Genomic DNA, 23,874 nt, shown 5'->3' on the forward strand with positions numbered 1-23,874 from the left:
AAATGTTAAAGAAATCAGAAAGTATTCAAAACTTGTCAAAAGCAATGGCAGAATTTCAAAAAGCTATCAAACAACCTTTGAAAGATGCAAATAATCCATTTTTTAAGAAACCATACGTACCACTAGAAAATGTGGTAGAGGCAATTAATAAAACAGGTTCACCACTAGGGATTTCATTCATGCAATTTGCTAGTAGCGATGAAACTGGAAGTATTGAAGTAGCAACGTTAGTAATGCACTCAACTGGAGAGTATATCGAATTTCCTCCAGTACGAATGAAGCCGGAAAGTAATAAGCCTCAAGCAGTAGGAAGTGCAATCACTTATGCTAAACGATATGCATTAAGTGCAATCTTTGGCATCACTTCAGATAAAGATGATGACGGTAATGAAGCAACTGGATTGAATACACAAGTTGAGCAACAACAACAAGCTAAACAGCAAGTAATACAAGAGGATGCGATAGGAAAAATCGAAAAATACTGGACTGAGTTTGAAAAATTAGGGGTAGATGTTACTGAAGTAAAGAAATATTTATGTGACAAACATAAAGTAGGAAAACTAGTTGATATTCCAGTCAGTCAATTATTAGGTGAGTTAAAAATTATTTACATGAAAAAATCAAAAGATAAAGGGGTAGCAAAAACATGGTAGAGACAAATGAATTGGCAGTATTAGACAGATTAGAAATCAGTTATGACTTAGCAGGATATCCTGAAGTCAAAAATTATGAGGTAGTATACGGTACTCTTGAAGCAATGCTTGAAGGTGCTGACAAACTAGTTATCACGGCAGATGAAGCTAGTGTTGAAAGTGCAAAATCAATCAAATCACAATTAACAAAATATCAAAAACGAATTGATGAAGTATTTGAAGTTGAAGAAGCAAAATACAACGAGTTAGTAAGTAAAAAACGTTCGTTAAAACGATTGTTTGAACGATCTAAAAATTATCTTAATGATGGTATTGAGTACGCAAAAACAGAATGGGTAAAAGAAGCAATTAATGAGTACAGCAGATTAGCTAGTGAAGATATTGATATCTCAATGATTGACCCAAAAACATATTCACGAAAACTAACTAAAAAGTCAGTGTTTGAAGTGATTGAGAGTGAAGTAATCAGAATTGAAGAAGAATACAAGAAGTCTCAACATGAACAAGAAGTATTTGAAAAATATTGCAATTCAAAAGGAATTTCACCGGAATTATTACTAGATTGGCAGAAAACAATGAGCTTGAGTGAAGCGATGGAAAGAGTCGATTATTTAGTAGAAATTCAAGCGAAAGAAGCGAAAAAAATGGAAGAGGTACAAGCGCCTCAACCAGTAGTAAAAGTCTCAGAACCGGAAGAAATAGACGAAACAGATGAAACAGCAGACATTTGGGCGGTTATGTTACGTATGACTGATAAACAAAAATCTCTATTCAAGCAATTTTTAAATGATACAGGAATTGAATTAGTCGGAAAACCATCAATTGTGGATGATATTTTTTAATGAAATATGAAGGTTTTATAGCAAATACATGCAACAACGATATTCAAATAAAATTAGAGAAAAAGTTTGATATCGAGGGAGCAAAACGCAAAAGCGATACAGGATTTATCAAGGTATTAGTACAAGTGATTGATGATAGGAGTATAACTCCTAAACAACAGAAATTTATCTATGCATTATTCCGAGATATTAGCGACTATACAGGTTATCCACCAGAATGGGTCAAAGACTTATTCAAAAATTATTACAGTGCTTATTATGGGACAGAAACAATAAGCCTAGCGTTGAACGGTGCTAGTGTAACAGAAGCAAATCAAATGATTGAGTTACTAATTGAATTTTGCTTTCAAAATGATATCCCATTCCACTTCAAAGAATTCCAACAATCTGCTGATTTAGCAAGAATATATTTCTTATTTATGAAGTATAGAACGTGCTTTGTTTGCGGTAAGCAACATGCGGATGCGGATCATGTCGATGCAGTTGGAATGGGAAACAACCGTAAAAAAATTAATCATGCAAATAGATTTTACTTTTGCTTGTGTCGTGAACACCATACAGAACGCCATACCATCGGGCTTAAGGCAATGATGGAGAAATACCATATTGTGCCAATCAAACTTGATGCTGAGCATATACGAGAGTTTGGTATTGGGCAGAAAGGAGAACAAGATGAACTACTTGAAACAAGTATTAGCACTCAATCAACTACAGTTGAGAGACCCTCTTTCTAAAGGGCAATACATGTTATTTCAAGCATTGCTGAACGTAAATAATGATTGTGGTTGGATTGAATGGTTTGAAGTAGCCTCTATCAGATTAGAACTCTTCTCTCAAATGAGCCGTGAGGGCGTACAGAAAGCACGAAAAGAATTAATCGAAAGAGGATTAATCGAATTCAAGAGCAATGGAACAAGAGCCGGAAGCTATCGATTGAAGAAATTATATGAAGATAGTACTCAAGTTAGTACAAAAGATAGTACACAAAACAGTACGCAAGATAATACTGAAATAGAGCCTTTAAGTACTAATTTGCCAACTCAATTAGAGAAAAATACTCAAACGAGTACACAAGATAGTACACAAAGTAGTACTCAAGGTAGTACACAAAGTAGTACTCAAGGTAGTACACAAGATAGTACGCCGTTAAATAAACAAAATAAAACAAAACTAAATAAAAGTAAATTAAATAGTTGTAGTAGTTATACAGAGATGAGTGATAAAAATTCTTCTGACAACGACGACAACAAAACAACAGAAAATGTTTTTGAATTTTATCAAAAGAACTTTGGCATTCTATCGTCATTCATTCAAGAAGATATCCTGTACTGGATTAGAGACATTGGCGACGGTTTAGTACTTGAAGCTTTAAAACGTGCTTTAGAACAAAACAAAGAATACGGCTATGCAAAGAAAATAATGCAAAGTTGGGCGAGAAAGGGCATTGATAGTTTAGAAAAGGCTGAGGCTGAACGAGTCCAATTTATTAGAGCAAATGAAAAACGAGGCAATAGCTATCAAAGAACAGGCAGAGTTGCTACTGTTCCTGATTGGGCAAATAAACCGAACGAAACGAAAGAAACAAAACTGAGTCCGGAAGAAGAGCAGAAATTACGTGATCAGTTAAATGCATTGAGGAGCGTGGCTGAATGATACGACTACCACAATCAAAATACCGAAACAAGAAGACCGAAATTGACGGTATTACGTTCGATAGCAAGGTAGAGGCAGAATACTACTGCCACTTAAAGCTATTGCAAAAGAGCAAGCTTATTCTAGGATTTGAGCGACAGAAACGAATGCTATTGCAAGAGGGCTATACCAGACCATCGACTAGAACGAAAGTGCGACCGATATTTTACGTTGTTGATTTCATCGTATACGAAAATAACGGAGAAAAAATCTATGTTGATGTGAAAGGTATGAAAACAGACGTATTTAGACTAAAACAAAAAATGTTTGAGTACAAATTCAAAAAACAGCTAAAAACAGTTAAAAAGCGAGGGAAAAAGTGGATATATGATTGATAAAAACAAGATGAAAGATTATGAATTGCATTTGTTGAAGTTAATTCCAGTTGGGGCTAACAATGCAATCACGACAAAGAGATTAGAAGAAAAAACAAAAAAGAATGCTCGAGATATTAGGCGTATTGTTCGTGGGTTAGTGATGAAATACAATATCCCGATTATTGGAACGAGATATGGAGAGGGTGGTTATTACATTCCTAAAACCATTAAAGAACAACAAGATGGCGTTAAACCATTGTTAGAACAAGCAACAAAAGAAATGGAACGAGTAAGTACTCTTGAAAAGAGTGATATTCATGAATACAAAAAATATTTAGGAGAGATGAATAATGATAAACAACGTTGTATTAACCGGAAGAGTTACAAAGGATATCGAGTTGAAAGTTACTCCAACGGGTAAAAGCGTATGCTCGTTTAGTTTAGCAGTTAATCGAAAATTTGTTCAAGATGGAGAAAGACAGGCAGATTTTATTAATTGTCAGTTGTGGGGTAAAAGTGCTGAAACATTAGAAAAATACGGAAAAAAAGGCATGTTGATTGGCGTTGAAGGGCGACTTCAAACTAGAAATTATATTAACCAACAAGGGCAGACCGTTTATGTGACGGAAGTTGTGGCAGAAAGTTTTACTTTCTTAGAGAAGAAACAAAGTAACGACCAACCGCAATTTAATGATTTTGAAACTTATGGTGGATTTGAGGTGAATGACGATGACTTACCGTTCTAACGTGATAAAAAAAGGCTTCATTGGGCTACAGTTGAGTTTTGATGACTCGAAAATTTATATCAATGTGGAATGCTTTGGATATGTTCGAGACAACGGATACGATGGCTCACTTGTGGGTACGACCTTTGGTACGGCTTATTACGTAAAAGAAAAGCCGGACGAGATTTTGGAAAGGCTCAAAGAAATGTATGGATAACAAGTATGAGAAACCTGTATTTAAAAATATTGAGTATGTGATGATTGATGGCGTTAAACGAGTGAAAAACAAGAAAACTGGAGAGATTGTACGTCATTCAATGTATGACGGAACGATTAAAAAGTATTCTGCTAGAAACAAACGAAAATAAACTTAGGAGATGAAAAATTATGGAATTTAAAGAAGTTACAGAGTGGATGAATAACGTTTATGAACGTAAAAATGCTGATTATGGCAATAGTTTTGGTGAAACATTTGAAGAATATGGATTGGTATCTTCTGCTGTTCGATTGAATGATAAATTAAAACGTTTCAAACGACTAATTAAACAAGAAGCTCAAGTACAAGATGAGTCAATTAAAGATACGTTACTAGATATTGCAAATTATGCAGTACTTACGCTAGTGGAGATGTCGAAACGTGAAAATCACTAAAAAACAAGCGAAAAAGTATCAAAATAAGCCAGTTAAACGTGATTATGATCTAGAAATGGAAATAACAGGAATTGTCCTAAACACGATTGTCGCCGGATTTTTGAAAGTATTACATGATGATTATGGATTTGGCAAGAAGCGTTTAACTGATGTGAAAGAAAAAGTGGAGCACCAATTAAGGTGTATGGCTGATAAGTATGTAAGTTATAGAGAGATTTTAGCGATGATTAAAGAGGAAACCGGCTTTGACTGGTTTGCGGAAGAGGTGTGAATATGGAACTTTTATTTTATATACCATGGGAAGAAATGTCTAGAAATGTAACGATAATAGAGTTTGATATTAAGGATATTCTGGAATTAAAAAATTTTAAAGATGAAGAAGAGTTTGAACAATGGTTACAAACAAGAATTGGACAAGCGTATTTAGCTAAAAGTAAATGGTTATTAATAGGTTTTCGTGGTGGCTTGGGATATATGAAAATTCACAATAAATATCTAATAGCAATACCATGTAAAAAAGAAATGCTTGAAAATCTTATAGATATTCCATACAAGGTGGTTGAGTAATATGAATGATATTCAAGATGTTAAAAACGAGTTATTAGCTTACTCATTAGGTCAATTAGATGGTACAGGAAAAGAACGTGAGTTAGTAGGGCAGAAAATAAAACAAGTCAGAAAACAATGCGGATTGACTATGATTGAGTTTGGCAAGGCTTTGAACGTTACTAATGTAACAGTATGCCGTTGGGAAAATGGGCAACGTATGCCTAATGTATTTAAAATTTTAGAAATTGCAAAAATGGGCAATATGACAGTTGAAGAATTTTTATCATAAAGGAGAATAGAAAAATTATGAAATTATTAGAAGAGTTTTTACAAGAAAAATTAGGGAAAGATAAAATTGAAGCCATTTTTACGTTGAAAGAATATATGGAGTATGCCAACGTAACAAATCAAGAAGAGGAAGAAGTGCTTCAAGAATTAAAAGAAAAAATAGAGCGTTTGTTAAGTTATACGGCAAGTATGGAAAGTGACGATATAGATAACTTGTTTGCTCATTGTAATATTGTTGTTGCGATTTTTTGGTGTGGTGCACACTTTATGATTAAATTTGCTGACGAAACAACCACAATGAGAAAACTGAATGCAAATTGGTTAGTAGATTGTGTAAATAATGGTGATAAATAATGACTATAGCAAAATACATTGAAGAACGATTACCAAAAGAAGAATACACTATCACGATTAACTATATTGATTTTGCTAAATTTCTAGGATTTACGGATGAGAAAATTGAAGAAGTCGGGATAGAGCAAATGAACAAAGATATGAAACAGTTGATTGAGATTGATTTGGATGATTTGTTCGATCTAGTTGGGGTAGAAAATCACAAAATTTACAAAATGAAAATTAGGTTTATCAAAGAAGTATTCATTACTAAAGAATTTTGCAGAGTTGAATTTACTGGTTGGATTGATGTGTTAAGAACAAAAAGATGTTGGTTATCTAGTCTAAAAAGAATAAATAAATTCGTAAAGATATAGTTAGAGGTGCAAATAATGTTTAATTGGGATGAATGCCCGTATTGTGGAAAAGAATTGTCAATTGATGATGTTTATGATACGTCAGATGGGATTATGGATGAAGGCTTTGCAACGTGTCCGAGATGTCATAAGGCGTTTGTACATACAGCAGAAGTTACTATAGATTTTAATATTGCTAGCGTGGACGATTGTTTGCAAGTAACAAACACTTGTGTCGAGTTTTTGGATAAGGAACGTTACAAAATTAGACAAGCGTTTTTAGAAAAGCTAGTGGCTTATAACAAGAAGATAGATGATGGTGTACTGACAGAAGAAGAGATTGAAGCATATAGCGATGAATGGAGTGATGGATATGACTAAAATATCTGAAATAAAGCAACAAATTAGAAAGTTGGAAAACAAACTAGCAATCGAGGAGAAAAAAGAGAAAGCCTCTAATGTTGAATGTCCGTTTAGATATGGTGATATATACTGGTGGATTTGTCATGATGGAGATGTTATAGGGTCGGATTGGAAAGATACGCCATCAGAATTTGAAAGTTTTATGTTTAGTAATGTTTTTGAGACTGAAGAAGAAGCACAGTTTGAACGTGATAAGAGATTATTTCTAATACAATTCACTAATTTTAGAAATAAACGTAATGGGGATTGGAAGCCTGATTGGAAAAATCAAAATGAGGATAAATATTATATTTATTATAACTTCAAAGATGGAAATCTGGGAGTGAACTTTACTAGTGAGGCTACAGCATTTACGCCGTTAGGATATTTCAAAAAACTTCAAGATATTTACGATGCTTTAGACATGTTTAAGGATGATATTAAACGTTTGTTAATTGAGGAGGTGTAACAGATGAGTAGAGTAGAAGAAATTCAAAAGCAAATTGAAGAGTTGAAAAAGAAAACACAAGAATTACAGAAAGAGTTGGAAATCGAGAAACAGAAAACGGAGATTGAATGTCCGTTTGAAGAAAGAGAACAATATTTTGTGTTGTGTAATGATGGACGTGTTGCAAGTGATTGTTGGGAAGATTATGATTGTGAACTTGCCCAGTGGTCACAAGGGAATATTTTTAAAACTAAAGAAAAAGCAAAATGTGAACGTGATAGACGCAACTTACTCAAACGTTTTAGACAGTTTAAAAATAAGTGTAATGGTGATTGGAAACCAGATTGGAAAGATAGATGTGAAGATAAATTTTGTATTTTGTTCAATCATGAGTCAAGTGAATTGGTATTGAATTGGTATACGTATGTGCAACCTTTTGAAAGTTTTGGATGCTTCAAAAATAGTGAGGATGCTCAACGTGCTATCGAACTTTTCGGCGACGAAATCAAACGATTATATGTGGAGGAATAAGAATGAGCAGAGTAGAAGAAATACAAAAACATATTAGTAATACAGAGTCAAAACTTGCTAGTTTACGTTCTGAATTAGAAAAAGCACAAACTGAAGAAAGAGAAGCTAATATTAACTATCCGTTTGAACTCAATCAAGATTGTTGGTTGTTAAACCCTACAGGGTTTATTGAAAAAGGTAAATGGTTAAACGAGGATATTCAGAAAGAACAGTTTTGCCAAAATAATTTATTTACGACCCAAGAAGATGCTGAAAATGAAAGAGATAAGCGTAAATTACTATTGAGATTTAATCAATTTAGAGATAAATGCAATGGAGATTGGACGACTGATTTTTATGACGGATTTGAAGATAAGTATTATATACAATTTGATGGAGATCACGCACGTTGGGAAGTCGAAAAAACGACTATATGGTTAGGATTTCAGTTATTTGGATATTTTAAAGAATGGGAAGATGGGTATAAAGCTCTTGAGTTATTTGAAGATGAGATTGACAGACTATACGGGCATTTGATTCGTCAAAGAAAATCACTATTTTAGTATGAGGAGTGGAGAATATGAGTAGAATTACAGAATTAGAAAAGCAGATAACAGAATTAGACGAACGAAAAGTAGAGTTGCAGAAAGAGTTGGAATTGGAAAAGCATCCAACTAGAATTGAATACCCAACGTTGAACTTACGTGAGGAGTATTGGATTATAAACGGTCGAGGGGAGATTTGTTGTAGTTGGTGGTATAACGATAGTATCGATAAAATAAGATGTGAGATAGGTAATATTTTTTTAACTGAAGAAAAAGCAGAAAAAGAATTGAAAAAACTCTCCTTGCTAACACGATTCAGAATGTTTAGAGATAGATGTAATAGAGGTTGGGAACCAGATTTTAAAGATGTGTCACAAGATAAACATAGTATTCAATTTAATTATAATTTTGGTACTTTTACAATATTTAATTCGGGACACATTGATGGTTTTCGTTTGCTAGGCTATTTCAAAGAACGAGAAGATGCAGAACGTGCTATCGAACTATTTGGCGATGAAATCAAATGTCTATTCGTGGAGGAAGAGAAATGAGTACAATTGCAGAACTAGAAGACAAAGTAAAAGAATTGATGAAAGAGATAGAAATGTTAAAACAAGAAAAAACAGAAGAGTTTGAATACAATTTTGAAGAATTTGAAAATTATTGGACGATTGGTTCTGGTGGCAATTTATATCGATCTATGTGGGATAATCACGATTTGGACTTTGAAAGATATTCTCAAGGTAATGTTTTTCAAACCAAAGAAGAAGCAGAACGTGAGCATGATAAACGTGAATTGTTAACACGATTCAGACAATTCCGTGACAAATGCAATGGCGATTGGAATAAAGATAATGAAACACGCAATTATTCTATTCGTTACGATTATGTTTCAAACGGATTATTTATTGCGACCTTAGTAGTAACAAATGGTTTTGAATTATTCGGCTATTTCAAAAATTCTGACGATGCAACTCGTGCCCTTGAACTATTCGGAGATGAGATAAAACGATTGTTTGTGGAGGTGGAATAAATGCCAAACTGGTGTAGTGGATGGATGAAAATCCGAGGTAAGAAACAAGATGTTTTAGACTTTTTTAAAAACGAGGTTGCTATATGGACTTATGATAAAACTTATAGTCTAACAACAAGCGAAGCTGTTTTTGAAAATGATGAATATGAATATGAATATATTCTTAAACAAGAGAAAAATCAAAAGTTGTATTTAAGAAATAGTCGTCGGTTCTTCTTTTTAGATAAAGAAATCACTTTTTATAATAACGAACAAGCAAATTGCTATTTGAATCTCGAAATACAGCAAGCCTGGCATATAGACGTCGGTGAATTGTTAACTAGTCATAGTAAAAAATATAACATTGATTTTAATATCTATGCTAGTGAATGTGGTATGGCGTTTGAACAATATATAACCATTGTTAACGGGAAAGTAATACGAAATGATGCAATCAAATATGATGATTTTGGATTTGAAGCGATTAATCCGAGTTTAGGAGGATGAGAAATGAATAAGAAAATATTATTATTGCTATCCTTTCTAACAATATTGCTTGCGTCATGTACAGAAGCTGACCATGTGTCCAATAACATTTCAAAAGAAGCAGACAATTTTAATGTGGTTAGACGTGTTGCAGTCATTAATACAAGGACGGATAAAGTGGAATTTGAAGTGATTGGTAGAATTTCAATTTATGATAATACCAGTAGTAAAGACTCAACGAGTACATTAACAATAGTTGTAGAAACAGATAAAGATAAGTACAAGAAACATATTGTTAAATTAACCAATTGGAACATGTATGTTGTTGAAGATTTAGATGGAGCAACGGTAGATCAATACAAATATGAAATTAATTATATGCCTGAAAGTATACTGCCGTTCAAAATTACTGAAAGTAAGTAGGTGTGATTATGATTAGCATAAACGATGTAAAAGATGGAGAATTATTTAATACAGAGAGTAATCAATGGATCAAAGTTAAAGAGATTAAAGAAAAATGGAATAGTATGTCGTTTCATGATAGAAAATTTTATGAAGTACCAAATGTAAGGAAGCCAGCGTTATATGCCGACGAAATGATAGAGTTGATTTATGACTATATTGAGGAAGAAACGGACTTAGATATTCCCGAGAATATTTGGGAGGAAATTGATAAAGATTTTATTGCTAGATTTCAAAATTTATTGAATGAAATTGCTGAAATTTTAACGATAGATGAGAGTGGTTCGGGAGAAGCTATTGACCCAACGATTGATTTAAAGGAGTGAGAACAATGATTAAACAAGCATTGGAAAAATTAAGATTACTTGAAAGAGAACATAATTTCAAAAGTCAAGGACAAGTAGCACCACAAGTAAATTGTGATTTGATAGAGAAATCCATTGATAAAAAATATCAAGATTTAGTGGATGTTATTTTAAAAGAATTACATCATAAAAAGAAGTGTTTACAACAAGGAATGTTTAGCACAAAGACAGATATAGATGAAATTAGTGGTGCGATAAAGCAACTGGAAACATTAGTTTGGTATATCGAAAGTAATCAATATGAGGTATAAAAATGTTAAAACTTACAAAACCAATAGAAACCTATGAAGAATACGGATTTAAGAAATGTAAAGGTGAATATGGAAAAAATAATTGCTATTATCTTTGTGTTAGTAAAGGTTGTGAAATAATTTTTATAAGCCCTGTCGTGATAGATATATTACCATGGCGAGATGATGACTCAAGGATTCATAAAAATGCTAATTGCAAGTATAAAGATATAAGAACTGCATTAGATATTGTTTGTGAAATGGTGGAGTATGGTTTGGCAACGGTTGAATACTAAGGAAGAATAAAAAAAGACCACTCCCTTATCGAAAGTGGCAACCAGTTAGATTAATTACATTATAACATTAAGATAGGGGAGTGGCTACAATATTAGTTAGAAAATTAGATAAAAGAGCAACAAAAGAAAAAGTCGTAATGATGTTATCTGCTTACAAGCAGTTGAAAAAAATTGCCGGTGAAGAATATGTATCCAAAGTAACAGCAACGTACTCATTTGAGCCACGTTCGTATACTGGAGCAGTGAATAAATCGCTAGAAAAACATATCGAAAGAAAACTAACGGCTCAAAAAATGGTGGAAGATATCGAGAAAGCCATTAATAGAATGAGTAATGCATATTTAAGACAAATCTTAATTATGAAATACTGTAAGTATTATGATAGTGATATAGCCATCTATGTAACATTAGATATTTCAGAATCAGAATTTTATAGAGAGCTAGAAAGAGGTTTATTGTATTTTGCAGAATGCTTTTGTAACGGTTCGCTATTAGTTTTTGAGGGCGGACTAAACATAGATGAATTACTACTAGATTTGGGAGAGTTAACAAAGTAAACTGCTAGGAACTTGCTAGAAAATTGCAAGGAGAAGCTAGAGAGAAAGAGGTACTATAGTAGTGTGGAATAGGGAGGTTTTTTGATAATTTTTCCCTCCCATTTCCATTAATACATATAGAAAACTAGCAATCGGAAAGTTATTTGTTTATGAATTGTTGATTAAAACTCCTTTAAATTTCTGGTTAAAATTCCCAATCTATTTGTGCATCGGTTGCTAGTTTTGTGTATGTGCCGGAATATAGCTTAATTTGGAAGAGCGACTGGAAAGTAGGTACTGGTTCGAGTCCAGTTATTTTATTTAATACCTGAAATACGGTATTGGTATATGCATAATAGAGTTTACACCTCTAAAGAGTTACATTTGCGGAAACACTTGTAACGACCTTATTCTAAGGTTATATATTTTTTGGTTTGAGATAGCAACGGATTGCCCGTTTTTACGTTTGCGGATAGGTTCGACTCCTATTATCTCAGTAGTTTGGCGTTGATTGTTTTCAACGCTTTTTTTGTGTTTGAAAGGGGGATTTTGTATGGAAGTAGAATTAATGCGAGTAGATAAGTTGATTGAATACAGATATAATGCAAAATCTCATCCTCAAGAGCAGATTGAACAGATTATTAAGAGTATAGAAGAGTTTGGTTTTAATGATCCAATAGCCATTGATGAAAACAATACAGTTATCGAGGGTCATGGTAGACTATACGCCTTGCAAGAAATGGGTATACAGAAAGTACCTTGTATCAGATTGAGTCATTTAACTGAAGAACAAAAGAAAGCTTATATACTAGCTCATAATAAGCTAACAATGAATACTGGTTGGGATGATGAAACATTGTTCCATGAATTATTAGCCTTAACTGCTAGTGATATTGATATGACAGATTTTGGTTTTGAAATACCATCCTTTAATGAGAAAGAGGTAAAAGCGTTCATTGATGATGAAGAAGTGACGGAAAGCCATCGAGATGCAACAGTATATCAATATAATTTAGACCAGTACGACCCTAGACGAGTAGAGGGAAAATATGATATACCTGTATTAGAGGGAGTAGACCATATTCCTAGTGGTTTACAAGGATTTAATTACGTATTGAATAAGCCTGACAAGGACAAAGGCGTACATTTCTTTTTAGATGATTATCAATTTGAGAGAGTTTGGCAGAAACCGGACATGTACATTGAGAAATTGACTGATTTTGATTGTGTGTTAACGCCTGATTTTAGTTTATATCTGGATATGCCTGTTTCTATGCAAGTATGGAATGTGTATCGTTCTAGATTGATTGGACAGATTATGCAAGATTATGGACTAGTCGTGATACCTACAGTTTCATGGGCTTTGGAAAGTAGTTTTGAGTTTTGTTTTGATGGATTGCCAAAGAATGCAACTCTAGCGATAAGCACTATAGGCGTAAAGAAGAATGATGAACAGTTTAGTATTTGGAAGAATGGTGTTGATGAGATGATTAAGAGATTAGCACCTAAAAGAATAATCGTATATGGCGGTCAAGTTGAATATGATTATGGCGATATTGAAGTGGTTTATGTGGAGAATACAGCGATAAAACAAATGAAAGAGAGAGTGAATTAATGGGTGGTCGTGGTGCTAGATTTGGAGTTAGTAAAAACGGTAAACCATACGGGACAGAATTCTATACAGTTCTTCAAAAAGGAAAAATAAAATTTGTAAAATCAGTTACTGGAAACGCAAAGGCTCCAATGGAAACTATGACGAAAGGGAGAATATATGTTACAGTGAATGAAAAGGATGAATTAAAATATATTACATTTTTTGATAGACAAAATAAAAGAAGACGGCAGATAGATTTGATGGGAAATTTTCATATTATTGACGGGGAAAAAGTTCTTCCTCATGTACATAAAGGTTACATTCATAATGAAAATGGAGACAGAAAATTAACTAAAAAAGAACAAACGATAGTTGAAAGAGTAAAAAGAACTTGGTATAATAGAGACAATAAATAGGGCGGTTGTCCAAGAAGGAAGACGCCTTTCTAGAAATAGAAAGGAGATGGCGGTGCGACTCCGTCCGACTATTTATTATCGGCATCTACTTTGGTAGGTGTCTTTTTTTATGCCCAAAATTGTAAAGAGGATGAAGTAATGAAAAAGGTATTAACTGATTTAGAAGAAATTTTTAAATATGTGAATAGTATTGATTTAGAAAAATATATTTTATTCAGTGATTTAGAATTGTATAACAAGAAAACTGGTAAAAGTTATTTTTATAAAGATTATGAGGAAGTATATAACGATAAAAAGATTATTTCTCAAATTAGAAAAATAACATTTGAGTTACAAGGTGGTCGTGGTGCTAGTAGTTCGAAAGGTTCTAAATTATTTGGAGATAGTTCTGGAGATGGCGAAAAGGCAAACACAATCCCATTGCATCCTGCGTATTTAAATAATCAAGGAAGAAGTGTGAGTGTTGAGGGAGTTATTCAAACATTTATTAAAAAACATGGTGATGCTAAACGTGAATATACTACCGCAGTAGACTCGCAAGGATTTGCTCATACTTATGGCAAAGGTGAAAAAGATACAGTGGGAGTATTGGGTATTAATCAAAAGTATACTGTAATACATAATCATCCTAGTGGTGGAGCATTTTCTGGTGCAGATTTGCGAACATTTGCCTCTTTGAAAGATATGGTTTCAGCTGTAGCGACTAACAAAACAAAAGCGTACAGAATTACAAAATTACATAATTTTAAAGCTAAAGAGTTTGAAAAAGCAGTAAATAATGCGAAAACAAGTGGTTCAGATTATAGCAAGTCCGTTGATAAATGGTTGAAACGGAATGCAAAGAAATTTGGATATTTTTATGAGTACAGATAGAACAAAGGAAGTGGGGCGATGGCGAATGAAGAAAACTTAATAAAAAAATCAGATCGAACGCCGAGCGAACGCCGAGAAAGTGCAAAAAAAGCCGGCGTTGCTTCCGGCAAAGCAAGAAGAAAAAAAGCGGAATTTAAAAAAGCTTTGGAAATAGTCTTAAGTTCTAAAGTTCAAAATCAACAACTAGCTGAAATGTTAGAAACGATGGGCTATGACAACACAAACGAAATGGCAATAGCATTGATGACTGTACAAAAAGCGATGAAAGGCGATTTGAGAGCAGTAGAGCTAATTGAACGAACAGGTAATCAAGTTGCGAAAGATAAGCTTGATAAGCAAGAGCAAAAAGAACGTATCAGAGCATTGAAGTTAGAAAATCAACGTAAGGCTATGATGTTAGGCGAGGGTATCGATGAAGAAGTATATGATGACGGATTTGTTGATGCATTGAAAGGAGCAGTTAGTGAGACATGGCAAGAATAAAGAAACAACAACTGTTTAAATTTCAACCGTTTAGCATTAAACAAAAAAAGGTGCTTACGTGGTGGTTAGATAACTCACCAGTTTATCAATCTGAGGGGATTATTGCGGATGGAGCTATCCGTTCAGGTAAAACTGTATCAATGAGTTTGGCGTTTATTATTTGGGCAATGACAACATTTAATCATCAAAACTTTGCAATGTGTGGGAAAACAATCGGCTCATTCAATCGTAACGTATTGAAGTTTCTTCTAGTTATGTTAGATGCGAGAGGCTTCAGTTACTACTATCATCGTACAGATAATTTACTGGAGATTAGAAAAGGTAATGTTACCAATGATTTTTATATTTTTGGCGGACGAGATGAGAGTTCTCAGGATCTAATACAGGGGATTACCCTAGCTGGAATATTCTTTGATGAGGTAGCGTTAATGCCGGAATCGTTCGTCAATCAAGGTACAGGGCGTTGCTCAGTAACTGGTTCTAAATGGTGGTTTAACTGTAACCCTGATAGTCCTTATCACTGGTTTAAAACGAGTTGGATAGACAAAGCTCAAGAGAAGAAGCTAGTTTATTTACATTTTGATATGGATGATAATCTTTCTCTTGCTGAAAATATCAAAGCAAGGTATAGAAGTCAGTACCATGGCGTATTCTATCAACGATATATACAAGGGTTATGGACGATTGCTGAGGGAATTGTTTATGACATGTTTAGAAAAGAGGAACATGTTGTAAATGAGTTACCTGAATTAGTCCCTAAATATAAATATGTTTCTGTCGATTACGGTATGCAGAACGCTACCGTTTTTTTGTTATGGGAACGTGATATTACTGGTAAATATTACTTAACTAGAGAGTATTACTATTCAGGTAGAGATGAACACGTACAAAAAACTAACAGTGAATATGCTGACGATTTTGAAGCGTGGCTAGGCGATACAAAGATAGATAAAATCATTATCGACCCATCGGCTTCTTCTTTCATTGCTGAATTGAAGAAACGTGGGTATCAGATTAAGAAAGCAAGGAATAATGTTCTTGAGGGTATACGATTTGTTGGAACATTGCTGAATTTGAATAAGATTGCAGTACACGAGGATTGCAAGAATACGTTAAAGGAATTTCATTCTTATGTGTGGGACGAGAAAGCCTCGTTGCATGGTGAAGATAAGCCAGTGAAGCAACATGACCATGCAATGGATGCACTTAGATATTTTTGTTTTACTGTACTGTTTAAAACTGGAGGTATGGAAGTTTGGAAATAGAAGTATTGAAAAAGGTTATTAGCAATTTAATTTCTAAACACCGTCAATTTATATCAAAGGTTAGAAAAGCGGAATTATATTATTTGAACGAGAATGATATTAAACGTAAACGACGACCGGCAGATAGAAAAAATGACGAAAACGAGAAAAAAGATGAACAAAATGCCATGCGAAATGCTGATAATCGTATTAGTCATAATTGGCATCAATTACTATTGGATCAGAAAAAGGCTTATGCGTTAACTTATCCACCAACATTTGATGTGGACGATAAGACTTTAAACGATGCAATTGTTGATGTGTTAGGCGATGATTACGAGCGTATTAGTAAGCAATTATGTTTAAATGCCGGTAACGCCGGTGTGGCGTGGCTTCATGTATGGATTGATGCTGAAACTCGTCAATTTAAGTATGCTTGTGTTGATAGTAAGGAGATTATCCCTATTTATTCACGTTCATTGGATAAGAAATTGCTAGGAGTATTAAGAACGTACAATACAATTGATGAAACTAATGGACTTGTTTATACAGTGTATGAGTACTGGAATGACAAAGAGTGTACTACTTATCGACATGAAAAAGGGAAGTCCCTTGAAACGTTGGAAGAGTACAACTCAATCATGTATACAGACTCAATCAATGGAGAGAGTAGTATTTCAAGCACGTTTACTCATGACTTTGGTGTAGTTCCGTTTATTCCGTTTAAAAACAATGAGTTAGAAACGGACGACCTAAAGCCGATTAAGGACTTAGTCGATGTATACGACAAGGTTTATAGTGGTTTTGTGAATGACACGGACGATGTGCAAGAAGTTATCTTTGTTCTTACCAATTACGGTGGGCAAGATAAACAAGAGTTCTTACAAGATTTGAAGCAGTACAAGCTAATTAAGATGGACAATGATGGAATGGGCGACCAGTCGAACGTAACGACTCTAGCTATTGATATTCCGGCAGAGGCAAGAACGTTAATTCTAGAGAGAACAAAACAACAAATCTTTATTAGTGGTCAGGGAGTTAATCCGGAAACTGACAAACTAGGCAATAGCTCAGGCGTTGCATTAAAATTCTTGTATTCTTTACTTGAATTGAAAGTGGGGAACATGGAAACTCAGTTTAGAAGTGGTTATGCTACTCTTGTTAAGCTAATTTTAAGATATTTAGGAGCTAAAGAAGATGTTAAAATCAAGCAAACATGGACAAGAAACAGTATCAACAATGATACAGAAATGGCTCAAGTCGTTTCTTCATTATCTGCTATTACTTCTAGAGAGAATATCGCAAAATCTAATCCAATTGTTGAAGATTGGGAAGACGAATTACGTTTACTAGAAGAAGATGAGCAAAAACAAACTGAACGTATGTACGAAATGCAGTTAATGCAGTCTAAAGAAGATGTAATCAATGAGTAGAAAGCTTACGAAACAAGAAAAGATTGACTTCATCAATTCATTAGAAAACCTTAGTGAACATGAAAAGAGCTTATTGTTAGCAGAGATTGAAAAAATCGATACTCTAGAGAGTTTAGAGCGTTATATTGATGAAATATACCAAAGAGCGTACAAAACGATTACAGAGCGAATAACAGCGTTTAGTGAGAAGTATGCAAAAGAGGGTAAATTACCTTTGTTTTTAGCAAACTTTGTTTTAAGTTTTGGAGAAAAGAAAGAATTCTTTAATAATGTGGAGAAATTCAAGAAAAAATATCCGGAACATGAAGAAAAAGTACAAGTATCTGCCAATCCAACGAGAATTGAAGCTTTGACGACTGAAAACAAGATGACAATGATTGATGTAACTGAAAAAGTCAATCATAAAATCGAAATGCATTTAAAAGGGACGTATCAAGAAACGTATTTAGAGCGAAAGTTTAAATATGCGAAAGAGACTGGTAAAGAGCCAGTTATAAAACCTGAACGGCTAGACGAAAATGTAATTGATGACATTATCTCAAGAACATTTGACGGAAAGAGATTTTCAGAGCGTATTTGGGGCTTGAATATGGATAGAGTTGTTGGTAAGGTTGAGCATTTGGTTCGTGACTCGTTAGCTAGAGACATACCACCATCTGATAATGCCAAAGTTTTAGTAGTTGAATTTCAAGTAGCTAGACATAGAGCAGTTACAGTGCTTCAAACGGAAACAAATAATATTCAAGCTGAAGCGACAATGGCAGAGTATGAAGATGATAATGTTAAAAGATACAAGTATCTAGCGACATTGGAAGTTCATACATGCCCAATTTGTGGCGAATTGGATGGAAAAATATTCAAAGTGAAAGATGCTAAAAGGGGAATTAATTATCCTACTATGCATCCTCATTGCCGATGTACGACAGTACCGGCTATTGAAGATGTTGGATCTCGAACGGCTAAAGATGTGGAGACTGGAAAAACGTACAACGTTAAAAAAGGTACTACTTACGAGCAGTGGAGACAGCAACAGCTTGATAAACATGGTATTCATACTATTGAGGATAAGCTCAAGGAAGAACGACAGGAAAAGCAACGAGTAAGAAGTACTAAAGTACAATTTCTTGAGTTTAGACAGGTATTAGGTAAGGAAAACATGCCTAAAACCTTTGCTGAGTTCTATGATTTGAAATACAGCGATGAAGAAGCGTTCCAAAGATTGGTAGAAGAATACCGAAAAACTAAAAAAACAATAACAAGCAATCATTTTAATTAATGGTTGCTTTTTTGTTTGCCCTGAACAAGGCGTAAAAAGGTTTAAATATTGGACAATCTGCAGTCCTAACAAGGCAGAAACGACTGGTGATAGAGAACACCTATAAAAGCTTAGCGTGAAAGGAGAAATTATGAAGAAAGAACAGCTAGAAAAACTAGGTTTGAATGATGAACAAATCAATCAAATCTTTGCGTTAAATGGGGCTGATATTCAACGTTTTAAGGATGAAGCCGAGAAGAATACTGCTGAATTGGAGAATTTGCGTGGACAGCTGACACAAAGAGATGCCGATTTAGAGACTTTGAAGAATGCAAAAATTGATGCTGACGGTTTTAAAGAACAATTTGAAGCCTTACAGCAAAAGTATCAAGAAGACAATCTAGCGTGGGAAAAGAAACTTGCAAACGAACAAAAGGACAGACTAATTGAAGCTGAATTAGCAAAATCCGGTGTACGTGATGTGGAGTTACTCAAAACAATCATTAATAAAGATGAGGTGGAGCTGAAAGATGGGAAGTTAAGTGGTCTAACTAAACAAATTTCAGAACAAAAAGAAAGCCGACCATTTTTATTTAATGGCGATAAACAGGCTAATTATACGCCTACTGGTGGCAATAATGCCCAAAGTGGAGTGGGTACTCTAGCCGATGAAATGAAGAAAAAAGATTTCAATATGACTGAATTCTTAAGAGCTAAAAAAGAAAGTGGAGATGAATAAATATGGAATTAACTAAAATTTTAGATGTTGTTACCCCTGAGGTATTCAACGAATATATGCAACAATATACTACTGAGCATTCTGCTTTTATTCAGAGTGGTATTGCAGTAGCTGATGAACGAGTTTCAACAAATATTACTGCCGGTGGATTACAAGTCCATATGCCTTTTTGGAATGATTTAACAGGCGACTCTGAAGTATTAGGCGACGGGGATAAAGCCTTAGAAACAGGCAAAATCGTTGCTGGTGCCGACAATGCTTGCGTTCTGTACCGTGGACGTGGATGGGGTGCCAATGAGTTAGCCGGTGTTGTTGCCGGAAGTGATCCAGTACAAGCTATCTTATCTCGTATTGGTGCTTACTGGTTACGACAAGAACAAAAAGTATTGTTATCTGTATTAGGTGGTCTGTTTAATAAAGCTGAAGATACAACAAAAGGTACGTTATACGATACACACGTATTAGATGCGTCTACTAAAGTACTTGATGCCGGAATGGTATTAGATGCAAAACAATTATTAGGCGATTATGCCGGTCAAATTGTAGCAATTGCAATGCACTCTGCAGTATATACAAAATTACAAAAAGATAACTTAATCCAATATATCCAACCAACTGAAGCAAATACTGGTTTTGCTACTTACTTAGGATATCGTGTAATTGTGGATGACGGTATTAAACCGGATGCTAAAGGGGTATACAAAACTTACCTATTCCGTCAAGGTGCTATTGGTCGTAATACTGGTACACCGTCTGGATTAACAACGTTTGAAGTGGCTCGTGACCATGCAAAAGGTAACGACATGATTTACACTCGTCAAGCATTAGTATTACACCCTTACGGCGTTAAATGGAAAAATGCTCAAGTGACTCCAGGTAACATTACACCATCTAACAGCGACTTAGAAAATATCAAAAACTGGGAACGTGTTTACGAACCTAAAAACGTTGGTATTATCGCTATTAACCATAAAGTTGCGTAGAAATGAGGTGTTGATATGATTTTAGATGATATGACAGAGAATGAGGAACGATTGGTGAATTATCTTGTTTCTTTGCGTACAGATATCAACACCATTGACGAGAATGTACTATTCCACGCTTTAAAACGTGCTGAAGAAGATATTTTAAATTTTATTCATGATGAGGAAGTACCGAAAGGACTAGAAATGGTATGGGTAGATTTGACAAATCGATATATTGAAGAGGCGACAACGAAAACAAAGGTATTAGATCTAACTGATACCGATGATTTCAATATCAAATCTGTAACGATGGGAGATACTACTATAGCAAAATCTAGTCCTTTTGAAATGATACAAGCAATCAGACAAGCACCGTCGCAATTGTCGCAATTTAAAACGAGTTTGTATCGTTATCGTAAATTACTATGATGAATAAAAAATCGCCCTTTGACTTCTTATACGACTCTAAAATGACGGTTACGGGGTATGTTAAGGAGAAAAACAAAGGGATAACAAGTCAAAAAGAAGTTGTTTTGTTCGAGAATGCACCTTGTCGTATTTCTCAAAATGGCAATAAGTCCACGAATGGTACTGATTATCAAGCAAACGGCTATGATATGAAGTTATTTTGTGGTTTAGAGCATGATATTCCAGCTGGAAGCAAAATCGAAATAACCGATAGAAACGGTCATATTAAAGTATATGAACGTTCTAACGTGCCTATCAATCAATATTGGCACCATCAAGAAATTGCAATCAACTTAAAAGGAAAATCGTAATGAGTAGAGCCTATTTAGATTTTAGTAACTTTGCTAATTTTGCAAGGCAATACCACAAGAATACGGCACCTCAAGCGATTAGCAACATGATGACAAAAGCCTTAAATGAAGAGGGAACAAAGCTCAAAAAGACAGTCATTGAACGTACACCGGTTGGGGTATATCAAGACCATTGGGTAGAATTCACTACCAAAGGTGGAAAACATGTTAAGTTTTGGGCTAGTTACCACGGGAAACAAGGTGGAACATTGCAAAAAGGATGGAAAAAGAGCAAGGTAGAGCATTCCGGAAATACGTATAAGCAAGATGTTTATAACAATGTTTACTATGCAAAACACGTTGAATGGGGTCATAGAACAAGAAATGGCGGTAGAGTTCGAGGCAGATTTATGCTGAGGGCTTCCGTGAGTGAGGTTGGGCAACGAATGCCTATCCGGATTAATGCGAAGTTTAGAGAGTACTTAAGAAAGGTGATGATGTTGAATGAATAAAAATGAATATCATCTAATCGATGAGATAGCTACATTTTTAGATGGGTTATATCCCGATATACCAATACGAATTGATGATGTGGAACAAGGTTTTGAAGAACCTTGTTTTTTTATACACGTTATTAGCTCCAAGTTCAAATCAGAGCCTCATCATTACGTACTTACTACTAGTCAAGTAGTGATTTCTTATTATCCAAAGAAACACAAAGCTAGTTCTTGTTATGAAATGCTCGATGAATTGAGTTGCAAGATGAATAGATTGCCTGAAATTCATATTTTCAACAAAGAGTTTGAAGTAGTAGACAACGTGTTGCATTACGCTTTTACGGCAACAACAAGACTTAAAGAGGATATCGAAGAAGTGAAACAACGAATTTTAAAACGTGTGGAGGGAGAGTTGAAAGATGAACGAAGAACAAGTAAATAGCGTGAAATATAGCGTTGAAAGCATTCTTATGAGTTCAGAATTTACGAATATTGAAAAAGATATGATTCCGGCAATTCTGAAAAAGAATGAATTGTACACGTTAGAAGAAACAAGAGAATTATTAGAAATTGAAAAAGAAAGGGTGATTGGTTAATGGCAGGCGGAATTTGGAAAACACAAAATAAAGTGAGACCCGGAGCGTACATTAACGTAAAGTCAAAGAATATCAATACTCGTAGACCTAATGGCGATGGGATTGCGACTTTTCCACTTGAATTAAACTTTGGAGAGTCTAAAAAGTTGATGAAAATCCGTCGTGGTGACGATTTATTCAAGAAATTAGGTTACGAATTAGAAGCAAAAGAGCTATTGCTATTGAATGAAGCATTTAAACGCTCAAGCGAAGTGCTTTTATATCGTTTAAATAGCGGTGAGAAAGCTAATGCTAGTTTAGGAGATAACGTAACTGTTCAAGCTCGATTTGGTGGTGTTCGTGGTAATGATATCACGGTTACTGTTCGAGTAAACGTAGATAATTCAAGTGCATTTGATGTATTAACGTTCCTAGATACAGTTGAGATTAACAGTCAAACGGTTAAAACATTAAACGAGTTGAAGCCGAATGCATTAGTAGAGTTTTCAGGTACTGGAACACTTACTGAAGTTGCCGGAGCAAAACTAACAGGCGGTACTAACGGCACTGTAAGCTCAAGCGACTATACAGACTACTTTAAAGCATTAGAAACGGCTGATTTCAACTACTTAGCCTTACCAACAAGTGATAATACGATTAAGAAAGCTGGTATTAACTTCATCAAACGTATGCGTGAGGATGAGGGCAAAAATGCTCAGTTAGTTATTGCTGATTCTGATGCAGATAATGAGGCAGTTATTAACGTATCAAACGGCGTTATTTTAGCTGACGGCACTGTTATTGATAAAACAAAAGCGACTGTATGGGTAGCTAGTGCTAGTGCTAGTGCCGGTATCGAAAAATCGTTAACGTATGCAAAATACGACGACTCAGTAGATGTTGACGGTAAGTTGACTCATACAGAAACAATCGATGCCTTATTAAAAGGTAAGTTTGTATTCACTTATAAAAAAGGTCGTGCAGTCGTAGAACAAGATATTAACTCTTTAGTATCGTTCACGATCGAGAAAAACGAATTCTTCAAGAAAAACCGTGTATTACGTACCCTTGATGATATCGTAAACGACACTCACTATGCATTCACTGAATTTTTCTTAGGAAAAGTAAACAACAATGAAGATGGACGACAAGCGTTCAAAGCTAATCGTATTAAATACTTCCGAGATTTAGAAGCTCGTGGGGCTATTGAAAACTTTGCGGTTGAAGATATCGAAGTACTAAGAGGCGAAGACAAAGATGCAGTGGTTGTCAATGTAAAAGTTCAACCAATCGATAGCATGGAAAAACTTTACATGACAGTAGTAGTAGAGTAAAGGGGGAATA

Annotated in this window: 42 protein-coding genes and 1 tRNA gene; all 43 read left to right on the forward strand. The window is 34.6% G+C overall.

Translation table 11 applies throughout. The features are described from left to right. The first annotated feature begins 2 nt into the window (after positions 1–2). The 43 genes from RYL55_RS00645 (at position 3) to RYL55_RS00855 (ending at position 23,864) form a co-directional block, all read left to right on the forward strand. Positions 3–653, forward strand: a complete 651-nt coding sequence (locus RYL55_RS00645; RefSeq protein ID WP_315006354.1) for an ERF family protein — start codon at positions 3–5, stop codon at positions 651–653. Beyond that, the gene (locus RYL55_RS00650) at positions 647–1,495 is read left to right on the forward strand and encodes a hypothetical protein (protein WP_315006357.1); all 849 of its coding nucleotides are present in this window, start codon (positions 647–649) and stop codon (positions 1,493–1,495) included. Before RYL55_RS00645 ends, RYL55_RS00650 begins: the two co-directional genes overlap by 7 nt. After that, positions 1,495–2,229: a putative HNHc nuclease gene (locus tag RYL55_RS00655; RefSeq protein ID WP_315006359.1), complete on the forward strand. Its 735-nt coding sequence runs from the start codon at positions 1,495–1,497 to the stop codon at positions 2,227–2,229. The genes RYL55_RS00650 and RYL55_RS00655 overlap by 1 nt, the downstream gene beginning before the upstream one ends. Continuing rightward, on the forward strand, positions 2,168–3,148 hold the full coding sequence (locus tag RYL55_RS00660; protein ID WP_315006361.1) for a DnaD domain protein: 981 nt from the start codon (positions 2,168–2,170) through the stop codon (positions 3,146–3,148). Before RYL55_RS00655 ends, RYL55_RS00660 begins: the two co-directional genes overlap by 62 nt. After that, complete coding sequence (locus RYL55_RS00665; protein ID WP_315006363.1) at positions 3,145–3,522, forward strand: DUF1064 domain-containing protein; 378 nt, start codon at positions 3,145–3,147, stop codon at positions 3,520–3,522. The genes RYL55_RS00660 and RYL55_RS00665 overlap by 4 nt, the downstream gene beginning before the upstream one ends. After that, the gene (locus tag RYL55_RS00670) at positions 3,515–3,925 is read left to right on the forward strand and encodes a DNA-binding protein (protein ID WP_315006365.1); all 411 of its coding nucleotides are present in this window, start codon (positions 3,515–3,517) and stop codon (positions 3,923–3,925) included. Before RYL55_RS00665 ends, RYL55_RS00670 begins: the two co-directional genes overlap by 8 nt. Further along, entirely contained in the window at positions 3,855–4,250 is a 396-nt protein-coding gene (ssb, locus tag RYL55_RS00675; protein ID WP_315006367.1) for a single-stranded DNA-binding protein, read from the forward strand. The genes RYL55_RS00670 and ssb overlap by 71 nt, the downstream gene beginning before the upstream one ends. Then, positions 4,234–4,446, forward strand: a complete 213-nt coding sequence (locus RYL55_RS00680; protein ID WP_315006369.1) for a hypothetical protein — start codon at positions 4,234–4,236, stop codon at positions 4,444–4,446. The genes ssb and RYL55_RS00680 overlap by 17 nt, the downstream gene beginning before the upstream one ends. Then, positions 4,439–4,597: a hypothetical protein gene (locus tag RYL55_RS00685; RefSeq protein ID WP_315006371.1), complete on the forward strand. Its 159-nt coding sequence runs from the start codon at positions 4,439–4,441 to the stop codon at positions 4,595–4,597. The genes RYL55_RS00680 and RYL55_RS00685 overlap by 8 nt, the downstream gene beginning before the upstream one ends. Positions 4,598–4,616: 19 nt before the next feature. Further along, positions 4,617–4,880, forward strand: a complete 264-nt coding sequence (locus RYL55_RS00690) for a nucleotide modification associated domain-containing protein (protein ID WP_315006374.1) — start codon at positions 4,617–4,619, stop codon at positions 4,878–4,880. Next, the gene (locus RYL55_RS00695) at positions 4,867–5,151 is read left to right on the forward strand and encodes a hypothetical protein (protein WP_315006376.1); all 285 of its coding nucleotides are present in this window, start codon (positions 4,867–4,869) and stop codon (positions 5,149–5,151) included. The genes RYL55_RS00690 and RYL55_RS00695 overlap by 14 nt, the downstream gene beginning before the upstream one ends. A gap of 2 nt (positions 5,152–5,153) precedes the next feature. Continuing rightward, positions 5,154–5,447: a hypothetical protein gene (locus tag RYL55_RS00700; RefSeq protein WP_315006379.1), complete on the forward strand. Its 294-nt coding sequence runs from the start codon at positions 5,154–5,156 to the stop codon at positions 5,445–5,447. Position 5,448: 1 nt separating this feature from the next. Beyond that, complete coding sequence (locus RYL55_RS00705) at positions 5,449–5,718, forward strand: helix-turn-helix transcriptional regulator (protein WP_315006545.1); 270 nt, start codon at positions 5,449–5,451, stop codon at positions 5,716–5,718. Between the two features lie 17 nt (positions 5,719–5,735). Then, positions 5,736–6,071, forward strand: coding sequence for a hypothetical protein (locus RYL55_RS00710; protein ID WP_315006381.1), 336 nt, complete (start codon positions 5,736–5,738; stop codon positions 6,069–6,071). After that, entirely contained in the window at positions 6,071–6,427 is a 357-nt protein-coding gene (locus tag RYL55_RS00715) for a hypothetical protein (protein ID WP_315006383.1), read from the forward strand. Before RYL55_RS00710 ends, RYL55_RS00715 begins: the two co-directional genes overlap by 1 nt. 15 nt (positions 6,428–6,442) lie before the next feature. Beyond that, positions 6,443–6,787 (forward strand): hypothetical protein, encoded by a 345-nt coding sequence (locus tag RYL55_RS00720; RefSeq protein ID WP_315006385.1) that lies wholly within the window; start codon positions 6,443–6,445, stop codon positions 6,785–6,787. Next, entirely contained in the window at positions 6,780–7,277 is a 498-nt protein-coding gene (locus RYL55_RS00725; RefSeq protein WP_315006387.1) for a hypothetical protein, read from the forward strand. The genes RYL55_RS00720 and RYL55_RS00725 overlap by 8 nt, the downstream gene beginning before the upstream one ends. 3 nt (positions 7,278–7,280) lie before the next feature. Beyond that, positions 7,281–7,787: a hypothetical protein gene (locus tag RYL55_RS00730; RefSeq protein ID WP_315006389.1), complete on the forward strand. Its 507-nt coding sequence runs from the start codon at positions 7,281–7,283 to the stop codon at positions 7,785–7,787. Positions 7,788–7,789: 2 nt separating this feature from the next. Then, positions 7,790–8,329 carry a hypothetical protein gene (locus tag RYL55_RS00735; RefSeq protein ID WP_315006390.1) on the forward strand — a complete coding sequence of 180 codons (540 nt, stop codon included), beginning with the start codon at positions 7,790–7,792 and terminating at the stop codon, positions 8,327–8,329. A gap of 17 nt (positions 8,330–8,346) precedes the next feature. Continuing rightward, positions 8,347–8,862, forward strand: a complete 516-nt coding sequence (locus tag RYL55_RS00740; protein ID WP_315006392.1) for a hypothetical protein — start codon at positions 8,347–8,349, stop codon at positions 8,860–8,862. Further along, positions 8,859–9,344: a hypothetical protein gene (locus RYL55_RS00745; protein WP_315006394.1), complete on the forward strand. Its 486-nt coding sequence runs from the start codon at positions 8,859–8,861 to the stop codon at positions 9,342–9,344. The genes RYL55_RS00740 and RYL55_RS00745 overlap by 4 nt, the downstream gene beginning before the upstream one ends. Beyond that, positions 9,345–9,830: a hypothetical protein gene (locus RYL55_RS00750; RefSeq protein ID WP_315006396.1), complete on the forward strand. Its 486-nt coding sequence runs from the start codon at positions 9,345–9,347 to the stop codon at positions 9,828–9,830. It begins immediately after the preceding gene. A gap of 3 nt (positions 9,831–9,833) precedes the next feature. After that, positions 9,834–10,232, forward strand: a complete 399-nt coding sequence (locus RYL55_RS00755; protein WP_315006398.1) for a hypothetical protein — start codon at positions 9,834–9,836, stop codon at positions 10,230–10,232. 8 nt (positions 10,233–10,240) lie between these two features. Beyond that, positions 10,241–10,597 carry a hypothetical protein gene (locus RYL55_RS00760; RefSeq protein ID WP_315006400.1) on the forward strand — a complete coding sequence of 119 codons (357 nt, stop codon included), beginning with the start codon at positions 10,241–10,243 and terminating at the stop codon, positions 10,595–10,597. 5 nt (positions 10,598–10,602) lie between these two features. Further along, positions 10,603–10,887, forward strand: coding sequence for a hypothetical protein (locus tag RYL55_RS00765; RefSeq protein WP_315006402.1), 285 nt, complete (start codon positions 10,603–10,605; stop codon positions 10,885–10,887). Between the two features lie 2 nt (positions 10,888–10,889). Next, complete coding sequence (locus RYL55_RS00770; protein ID WP_315006404.1) at positions 10,890–11,162, forward strand: hypothetical protein; 273 nt, start codon at positions 10,890–10,892, stop codon at positions 11,160–11,162. An 80-nt stretch (positions 11,163–11,242) separates the two neighbouring features. Then, positions 11,243–11,719: an ArpU family phage packaging/lysis transcriptional regulator gene (locus RYL55_RS00775; protein ID WP_315006406.1), complete on the forward strand. Its 477-nt coding sequence runs from the start codon at positions 11,243–11,245 to the stop codon at positions 11,717–11,719. 234 nt (positions 11,720–11,953) lie between these two features. Further along, a tRNA-OTHER gene (locus RYL55_RS00780) sits at positions 11,954–12,019 on the forward strand. Between the two features lie 232 nt (positions 12,020–12,251). Beyond that, positions 12,252–13,313: a DUF4417 domain-containing protein gene (locus RYL55_RS00785; RefSeq protein ID WP_315006408.1), complete on the forward strand. Its 1,062-nt coding sequence runs from the start codon at positions 12,252–12,254 to the stop codon at positions 13,311–13,313. Continuing rightward, positions 13,313–13,708: a hypothetical protein gene (locus RYL55_RS00790; RefSeq protein WP_315006410.1), complete on the forward strand. Its 396-nt coding sequence runs from the start codon at positions 13,313–13,315 to the stop codon at positions 13,706–13,708. The genes RYL55_RS00785 and RYL55_RS00790 overlap by 1 nt, the downstream gene beginning before the upstream one ends. Before the next feature lie 138 nt (positions 13,709–13,846). Beyond that, positions 13,847–14,581, forward strand: a complete 735-nt coding sequence (locus RYL55_RS00795; protein ID WP_315006411.1) for a hypothetical protein — start codon at positions 13,847–13,849, stop codon at positions 14,579–14,581. Between the two features lie 18 nt (positions 14,582–14,599). Further along, positions 14,600–15,064, forward strand: a complete 465-nt coding sequence (locus RYL55_RS00800; RefSeq protein WP_315006413.1) for a stress-induced protein — start codon at positions 14,600–14,602, stop codon at positions 15,062–15,064. Beyond that, complete coding sequence (locus RYL55_RS00805) at positions 15,052–16,329, forward strand: PBSX family phage terminase large subunit (RefSeq protein WP_315006415.1); 1,278 nt, start codon at positions 15,052–15,054, stop codon at positions 16,327–16,329. Before RYL55_RS00800 ends, RYL55_RS00805 begins: the two co-directional genes overlap by 13 nt. Then, entirely contained in the window at positions 16,320–17,741 is a 1,422-nt protein-coding gene (locus RYL55_RS00810; protein ID WP_315006417.1) for a phage portal protein, read from the forward strand. The genes RYL55_RS00805 and RYL55_RS00810 overlap by 10 nt, the downstream gene beginning before the upstream one ends. Continuing rightward, positions 17,734–19,017, forward strand: a complete 1,284-nt coding sequence (locus RYL55_RS00815) for a minor capsid protein (protein WP_315006420.1) — start codon at positions 17,734–17,736, stop codon at positions 19,015–19,017. The genes RYL55_RS00810 and RYL55_RS00815 overlap by 8 nt, the downstream gene beginning before the upstream one ends. Positions 19,018–19,147: 130 nt before the next feature. Continuing rightward, entirely contained in the window at positions 19,148–19,735 is a 588-nt protein-coding gene (locus tag RYL55_RS00820; RefSeq protein WP_315006423.1) for a phage scaffolding protein, read from the forward strand. 2 nt (positions 19,736–19,737) lie between these two features. Then, complete coding sequence (locus tag RYL55_RS00825) at positions 19,738–20,718, forward strand: major capsid protein (RefSeq protein ID WP_315006426.1); 981 nt, start codon at positions 19,738–19,740, stop codon at positions 20,716–20,718. Positions 20,719–20,733: 15 nt separating this feature from the next. Further along, complete coding sequence (locus RYL55_RS00830) at positions 20,734–21,129, forward strand: hypothetical protein (RefSeq protein WP_315006428.1); 396 nt, start codon at positions 20,734–20,736, stop codon at positions 21,127–21,129. Between the two features lie 41 nt (positions 21,130–21,170). Then, positions 21,171–21,479, forward strand: coding sequence for a hypothetical protein (locus RYL55_RS00835; RefSeq protein ID WP_315006430.1), 309 nt, complete (start codon positions 21,171–21,173; stop codon positions 21,477–21,479). Continuing rightward, a complete protein-coding gene (locus RYL55_RS00840; protein WP_315006432.1) occupies positions 21,479–21,970 on the forward strand; it encodes an HK97 gp10 family phage protein in 492 nt (163 codons plus the stop codon). The genes RYL55_RS00835 and RYL55_RS00840 overlap by 1 nt, the downstream gene beginning before the upstream one ends. After that, entirely contained in the window at positions 21,963–22,397 is a 435-nt protein-coding gene (locus RYL55_RS00845; RefSeq protein ID WP_315006435.1) for a DUF6838 family protein, read from the forward strand. The genes RYL55_RS00840 and RYL55_RS00845 overlap by 8 nt, the downstream gene beginning before the upstream one ends. Then, complete coding sequence (locus RYL55_RS00850; RefSeq protein ID WP_315006437.1) at positions 22,375–22,551, forward strand: hypothetical protein; 177 nt, start codon at positions 22,375–22,377, stop codon at positions 22,549–22,551. Before RYL55_RS00845 ends, RYL55_RS00850 begins: the two co-directional genes overlap by 23 nt. After that, a complete protein-coding gene (locus RYL55_RS00855; protein WP_315006439.1) occupies positions 22,551–23,864 on the forward strand; it encodes a phage tail sheath family protein in 1,314 nt (437 codons plus the stop codon). The genes RYL55_RS00850 and RYL55_RS00855 overlap by 1 nt, the downstream gene beginning before the upstream one ends. Positions 23,865–23,874 lie beyond the last annotated feature (10 nt).

This window comes from uncultured Granulicatella sp. (assembly GCF_963515615.1).
Taxonomy (GTDB): Bacteria; Bacillota; Bacilli; order Lactobacillales; family Aerococcaceae; genus Granulicatella.

Excerpts from the sequence above, each read along its gene's own strand:
- RYL55_RS00645 (WP_315006354.1), top strand. The coding sequence starts at position 3 with ATGTTAAAGAAATCAGAAAGTATTCAAAACTTGTCAAAAGCAATGGCA.
- RYL55_RS00650 (WP_315006357.1), top strand. The coding sequence starts at position 647 with ATGGTAGAGACAAATGAATTGGCAGTATTAGACAGATTAGAAATCAGT.
- RYL55_RS00655 (WP_315006359.1), top strand. The coding sequence starts at position 1,495 with ATGAAATATGAAGGTTTTATAGCAAATACATGCAACAACGATATTCAA.
- RYL55_RS00660 (WP_315006361.1), top strand. The coding sequence starts at position 2,168 with ATGAACTACTTGAAACAAGTATTAGCACTCAATCAACTACAGTTGAGA.
- RYL55_RS00665 (WP_315006363.1), top strand. The coding sequence starts at position 3,145 with ATGATACGACTACCACAATCAAAATACCGAAACAAGAAGACCGAAATT.
- RYL55_RS00670 (WP_315006365.1), top strand. The coding sequence starts at position 3,515 with ATGATTGATAAAAACAAGATGAAAGATTATGAATTGCATTTGTTGAAG.
- ssb (WP_315006367.1), top strand. The coding sequence starts at position 3,855 with ATGATAAACAACGTTGTATTAACCGGAAGAGTTACAAAGGATATCGAG.
- RYL55_RS00680 (WP_315006369.1), top strand. The coding sequence starts at position 4,234 with ATGACTTACCGTTCTAACGTGATAAAAAAAGGCTTCATTGGGCTACAG.
- RYL55_RS00685 (WP_315006371.1), top strand. The coding sequence starts at position 4,439 with ATGGATAACAAGTATGAGAAACCTGTATTTAAAAATATTGAGTATGTG.
- RYL55_RS00690 (WP_315006374.1), top strand. The coding sequence starts at position 4,617 with ATGGAATTTAAAGAAGTTACAGAGTGGATGAATAACGTTTATGAACGT.
- RYL55_RS00700 (WP_315006379.1), top strand. The coding sequence starts at position 5,154 with ATGGAACTTTTATTTTATATACCATGGGAAGAAATGTCTAGAAATGTA.
- RYL55_RS00705 (WP_315006545.1), top strand. The coding sequence starts at position 5,449 with ATGAATGATATTCAAGATGTTAAAAACGAGTTATTAGCTTACTCATTA.
- RYL55_RS00710 (WP_315006381.1), top strand. The coding sequence starts at position 5,736 with ATGAAATTATTAGAAGAGTTTTTACAAGAAAAATTAGGGAAAGATAAA.
- RYL55_RS00715 (WP_315006383.1), top strand. The coding sequence starts at position 6,071 with ATGACTATAGCAAAATACATTGAAGAACGATTACCAAAAGAAGAATAC.
- RYL55_RS00720 (WP_315006385.1), top strand. The coding sequence starts at position 6,443 with ATGTTTAATTGGGATGAATGCCCGTATTGTGGAAAAGAATTGTCAATT.
- RYL55_RS00725 (WP_315006387.1), top strand. The coding sequence starts at position 6,780 with ATGACTAAAATATCTGAAATAAAGCAACAAATTAGAAAGTTGGAAAAC.
- RYL55_RS00730 (WP_315006389.1), top strand. The coding sequence starts at position 7,281 with ATGAGTAGAGTAGAAGAAATTCAAAAGCAAATTGAAGAGTTGAAAAAG.
- RYL55_RS00735 (WP_315006390.1), top strand. The coding sequence starts at position 7,790 with ATGAGCAGAGTAGAAGAAATACAAAAACATATTAGTAATACAGAGTCA.
- RYL55_RS00740 (WP_315006392.1), top strand. The coding sequence starts at position 8,347 with ATGAGTAGAATTACAGAATTAGAAAAGCAGATAACAGAATTAGACGAA.
- RYL55_RS00745 (WP_315006394.1), top strand. The coding sequence starts at position 8,859 with ATGAGTACAATTGCAGAACTAGAAGACAAAGTAAAAGAATTGATGAAA.
- RYL55_RS00750 (WP_315006396.1), top strand. The coding sequence starts at position 9,345 with ATGCCAAACTGGTGTAGTGGATGGATGAAAATCCGAGGTAAGAAACAA.
- RYL55_RS00755 (WP_315006398.1), top strand. The coding sequence starts at position 9,834 with ATGAATAAGAAAATATTATTATTGCTATCCTTTCTAACAATATTGCTT.
- RYL55_RS00760 (WP_315006400.1), top strand. The coding sequence starts at position 10,241 with ATGATTAGCATAAACGATGTAAAAGATGGAGAATTATTTAATACAGAG.
- RYL55_RS00765 (WP_315006402.1), top strand. The coding sequence starts at position 10,603 with ATGATTAAACAAGCATTGGAAAAATTAAGATTACTTGAAAGAGAACAT.
- RYL55_RS00770 (WP_315006404.1), top strand. The coding sequence starts at position 10,890 with ATGTTAAAACTTACAAAACCAATAGAAACCTATGAAGAATACGGATTT.
- RYL55_RS00785 (WP_315006408.1), top strand. The coding sequence starts at position 12,252 with ATGGAAGTAGAATTAATGCGAGTAGATAAGTTGATTGAATACAGATAT.
- RYL55_RS00790 (WP_315006410.1), top strand. The coding sequence starts at position 13,313 with ATGGGTGGTCGTGGTGCTAGATTTGGAGTTAGTAAAAACGGTAAACCA.
- RYL55_RS00795 (WP_315006411.1), top strand. The coding sequence starts at position 13,847 with ATGAAAAAGGTATTAACTGATTTAGAAGAAATTTTTAAATATGTGAAT.
- RYL55_RS00800 (WP_315006413.1), top strand. The coding sequence starts at position 14,600 with ATGGCGAATGAAGAAAACTTAATAAAAAAATCAGATCGAACGCCGAGC.
- RYL55_RS00805 (WP_315006415.1), top strand. The coding sequence starts at position 15,052 with ATGGCAAGAATAAAGAAACAACAACTGTTTAAATTTCAACCGTTTAGC.
- RYL55_RS00815 (WP_315006420.1), top strand. The coding sequence starts at position 17,734 with ATGAGTAGAAAGCTTACGAAACAAGAAAAGATTGACTTCATCAATTCA.
- RYL55_RS00820 (WP_315006423.1), top strand. The coding sequence starts at position 19,148 with ATGAAGAAAGAACAGCTAGAAAAACTAGGTTTGAATGATGAACAAATC.
- RYL55_RS00825 (WP_315006426.1), top strand. The coding sequence starts at position 19,738 with ATGGAATTAACTAAAATTTTAGATGTTGTTACCCCTGAGGTATTCAAC.
- RYL55_RS00830 (WP_315006428.1), top strand. The coding sequence starts at position 20,734 with ATGATTTTAGATGATATGACAGAGAATGAGGAACGATTGGTGAATTAT.
- RYL55_RS00835 (WP_315006430.1), top strand. The coding sequence starts at position 21,171 with ATGACGGTTACGGGGTATGTTAAGGAGAAAAACAAAGGGATAACAAGT.
- RYL55_RS00840 (WP_315006432.1), top strand. The coding sequence starts at position 21,479 with ATGAGTAGAGCCTATTTAGATTTTAGTAACTTTGCTAATTTTGCAAGG.
- RYL55_RS00845 (WP_315006435.1), top strand. The coding sequence starts at position 21,963 with ATGAATAAAAATGAATATCATCTAATCGATGAGATAGCTACATTTTTA.
- RYL55_RS00850 (WP_315006437.1), top strand. The coding sequence starts at position 22,375 with ATGAACGAAGAACAAGTAAATAGCGTGAAATATAGCGTTGAAAGCATT.
- RYL55_RS00855 (WP_315006439.1), top strand. The coding sequence starts at position 22,551 with ATGGCAGGCGGAATTTGGAAAACACAAAATAAAGTGAGACCCGGAGCG.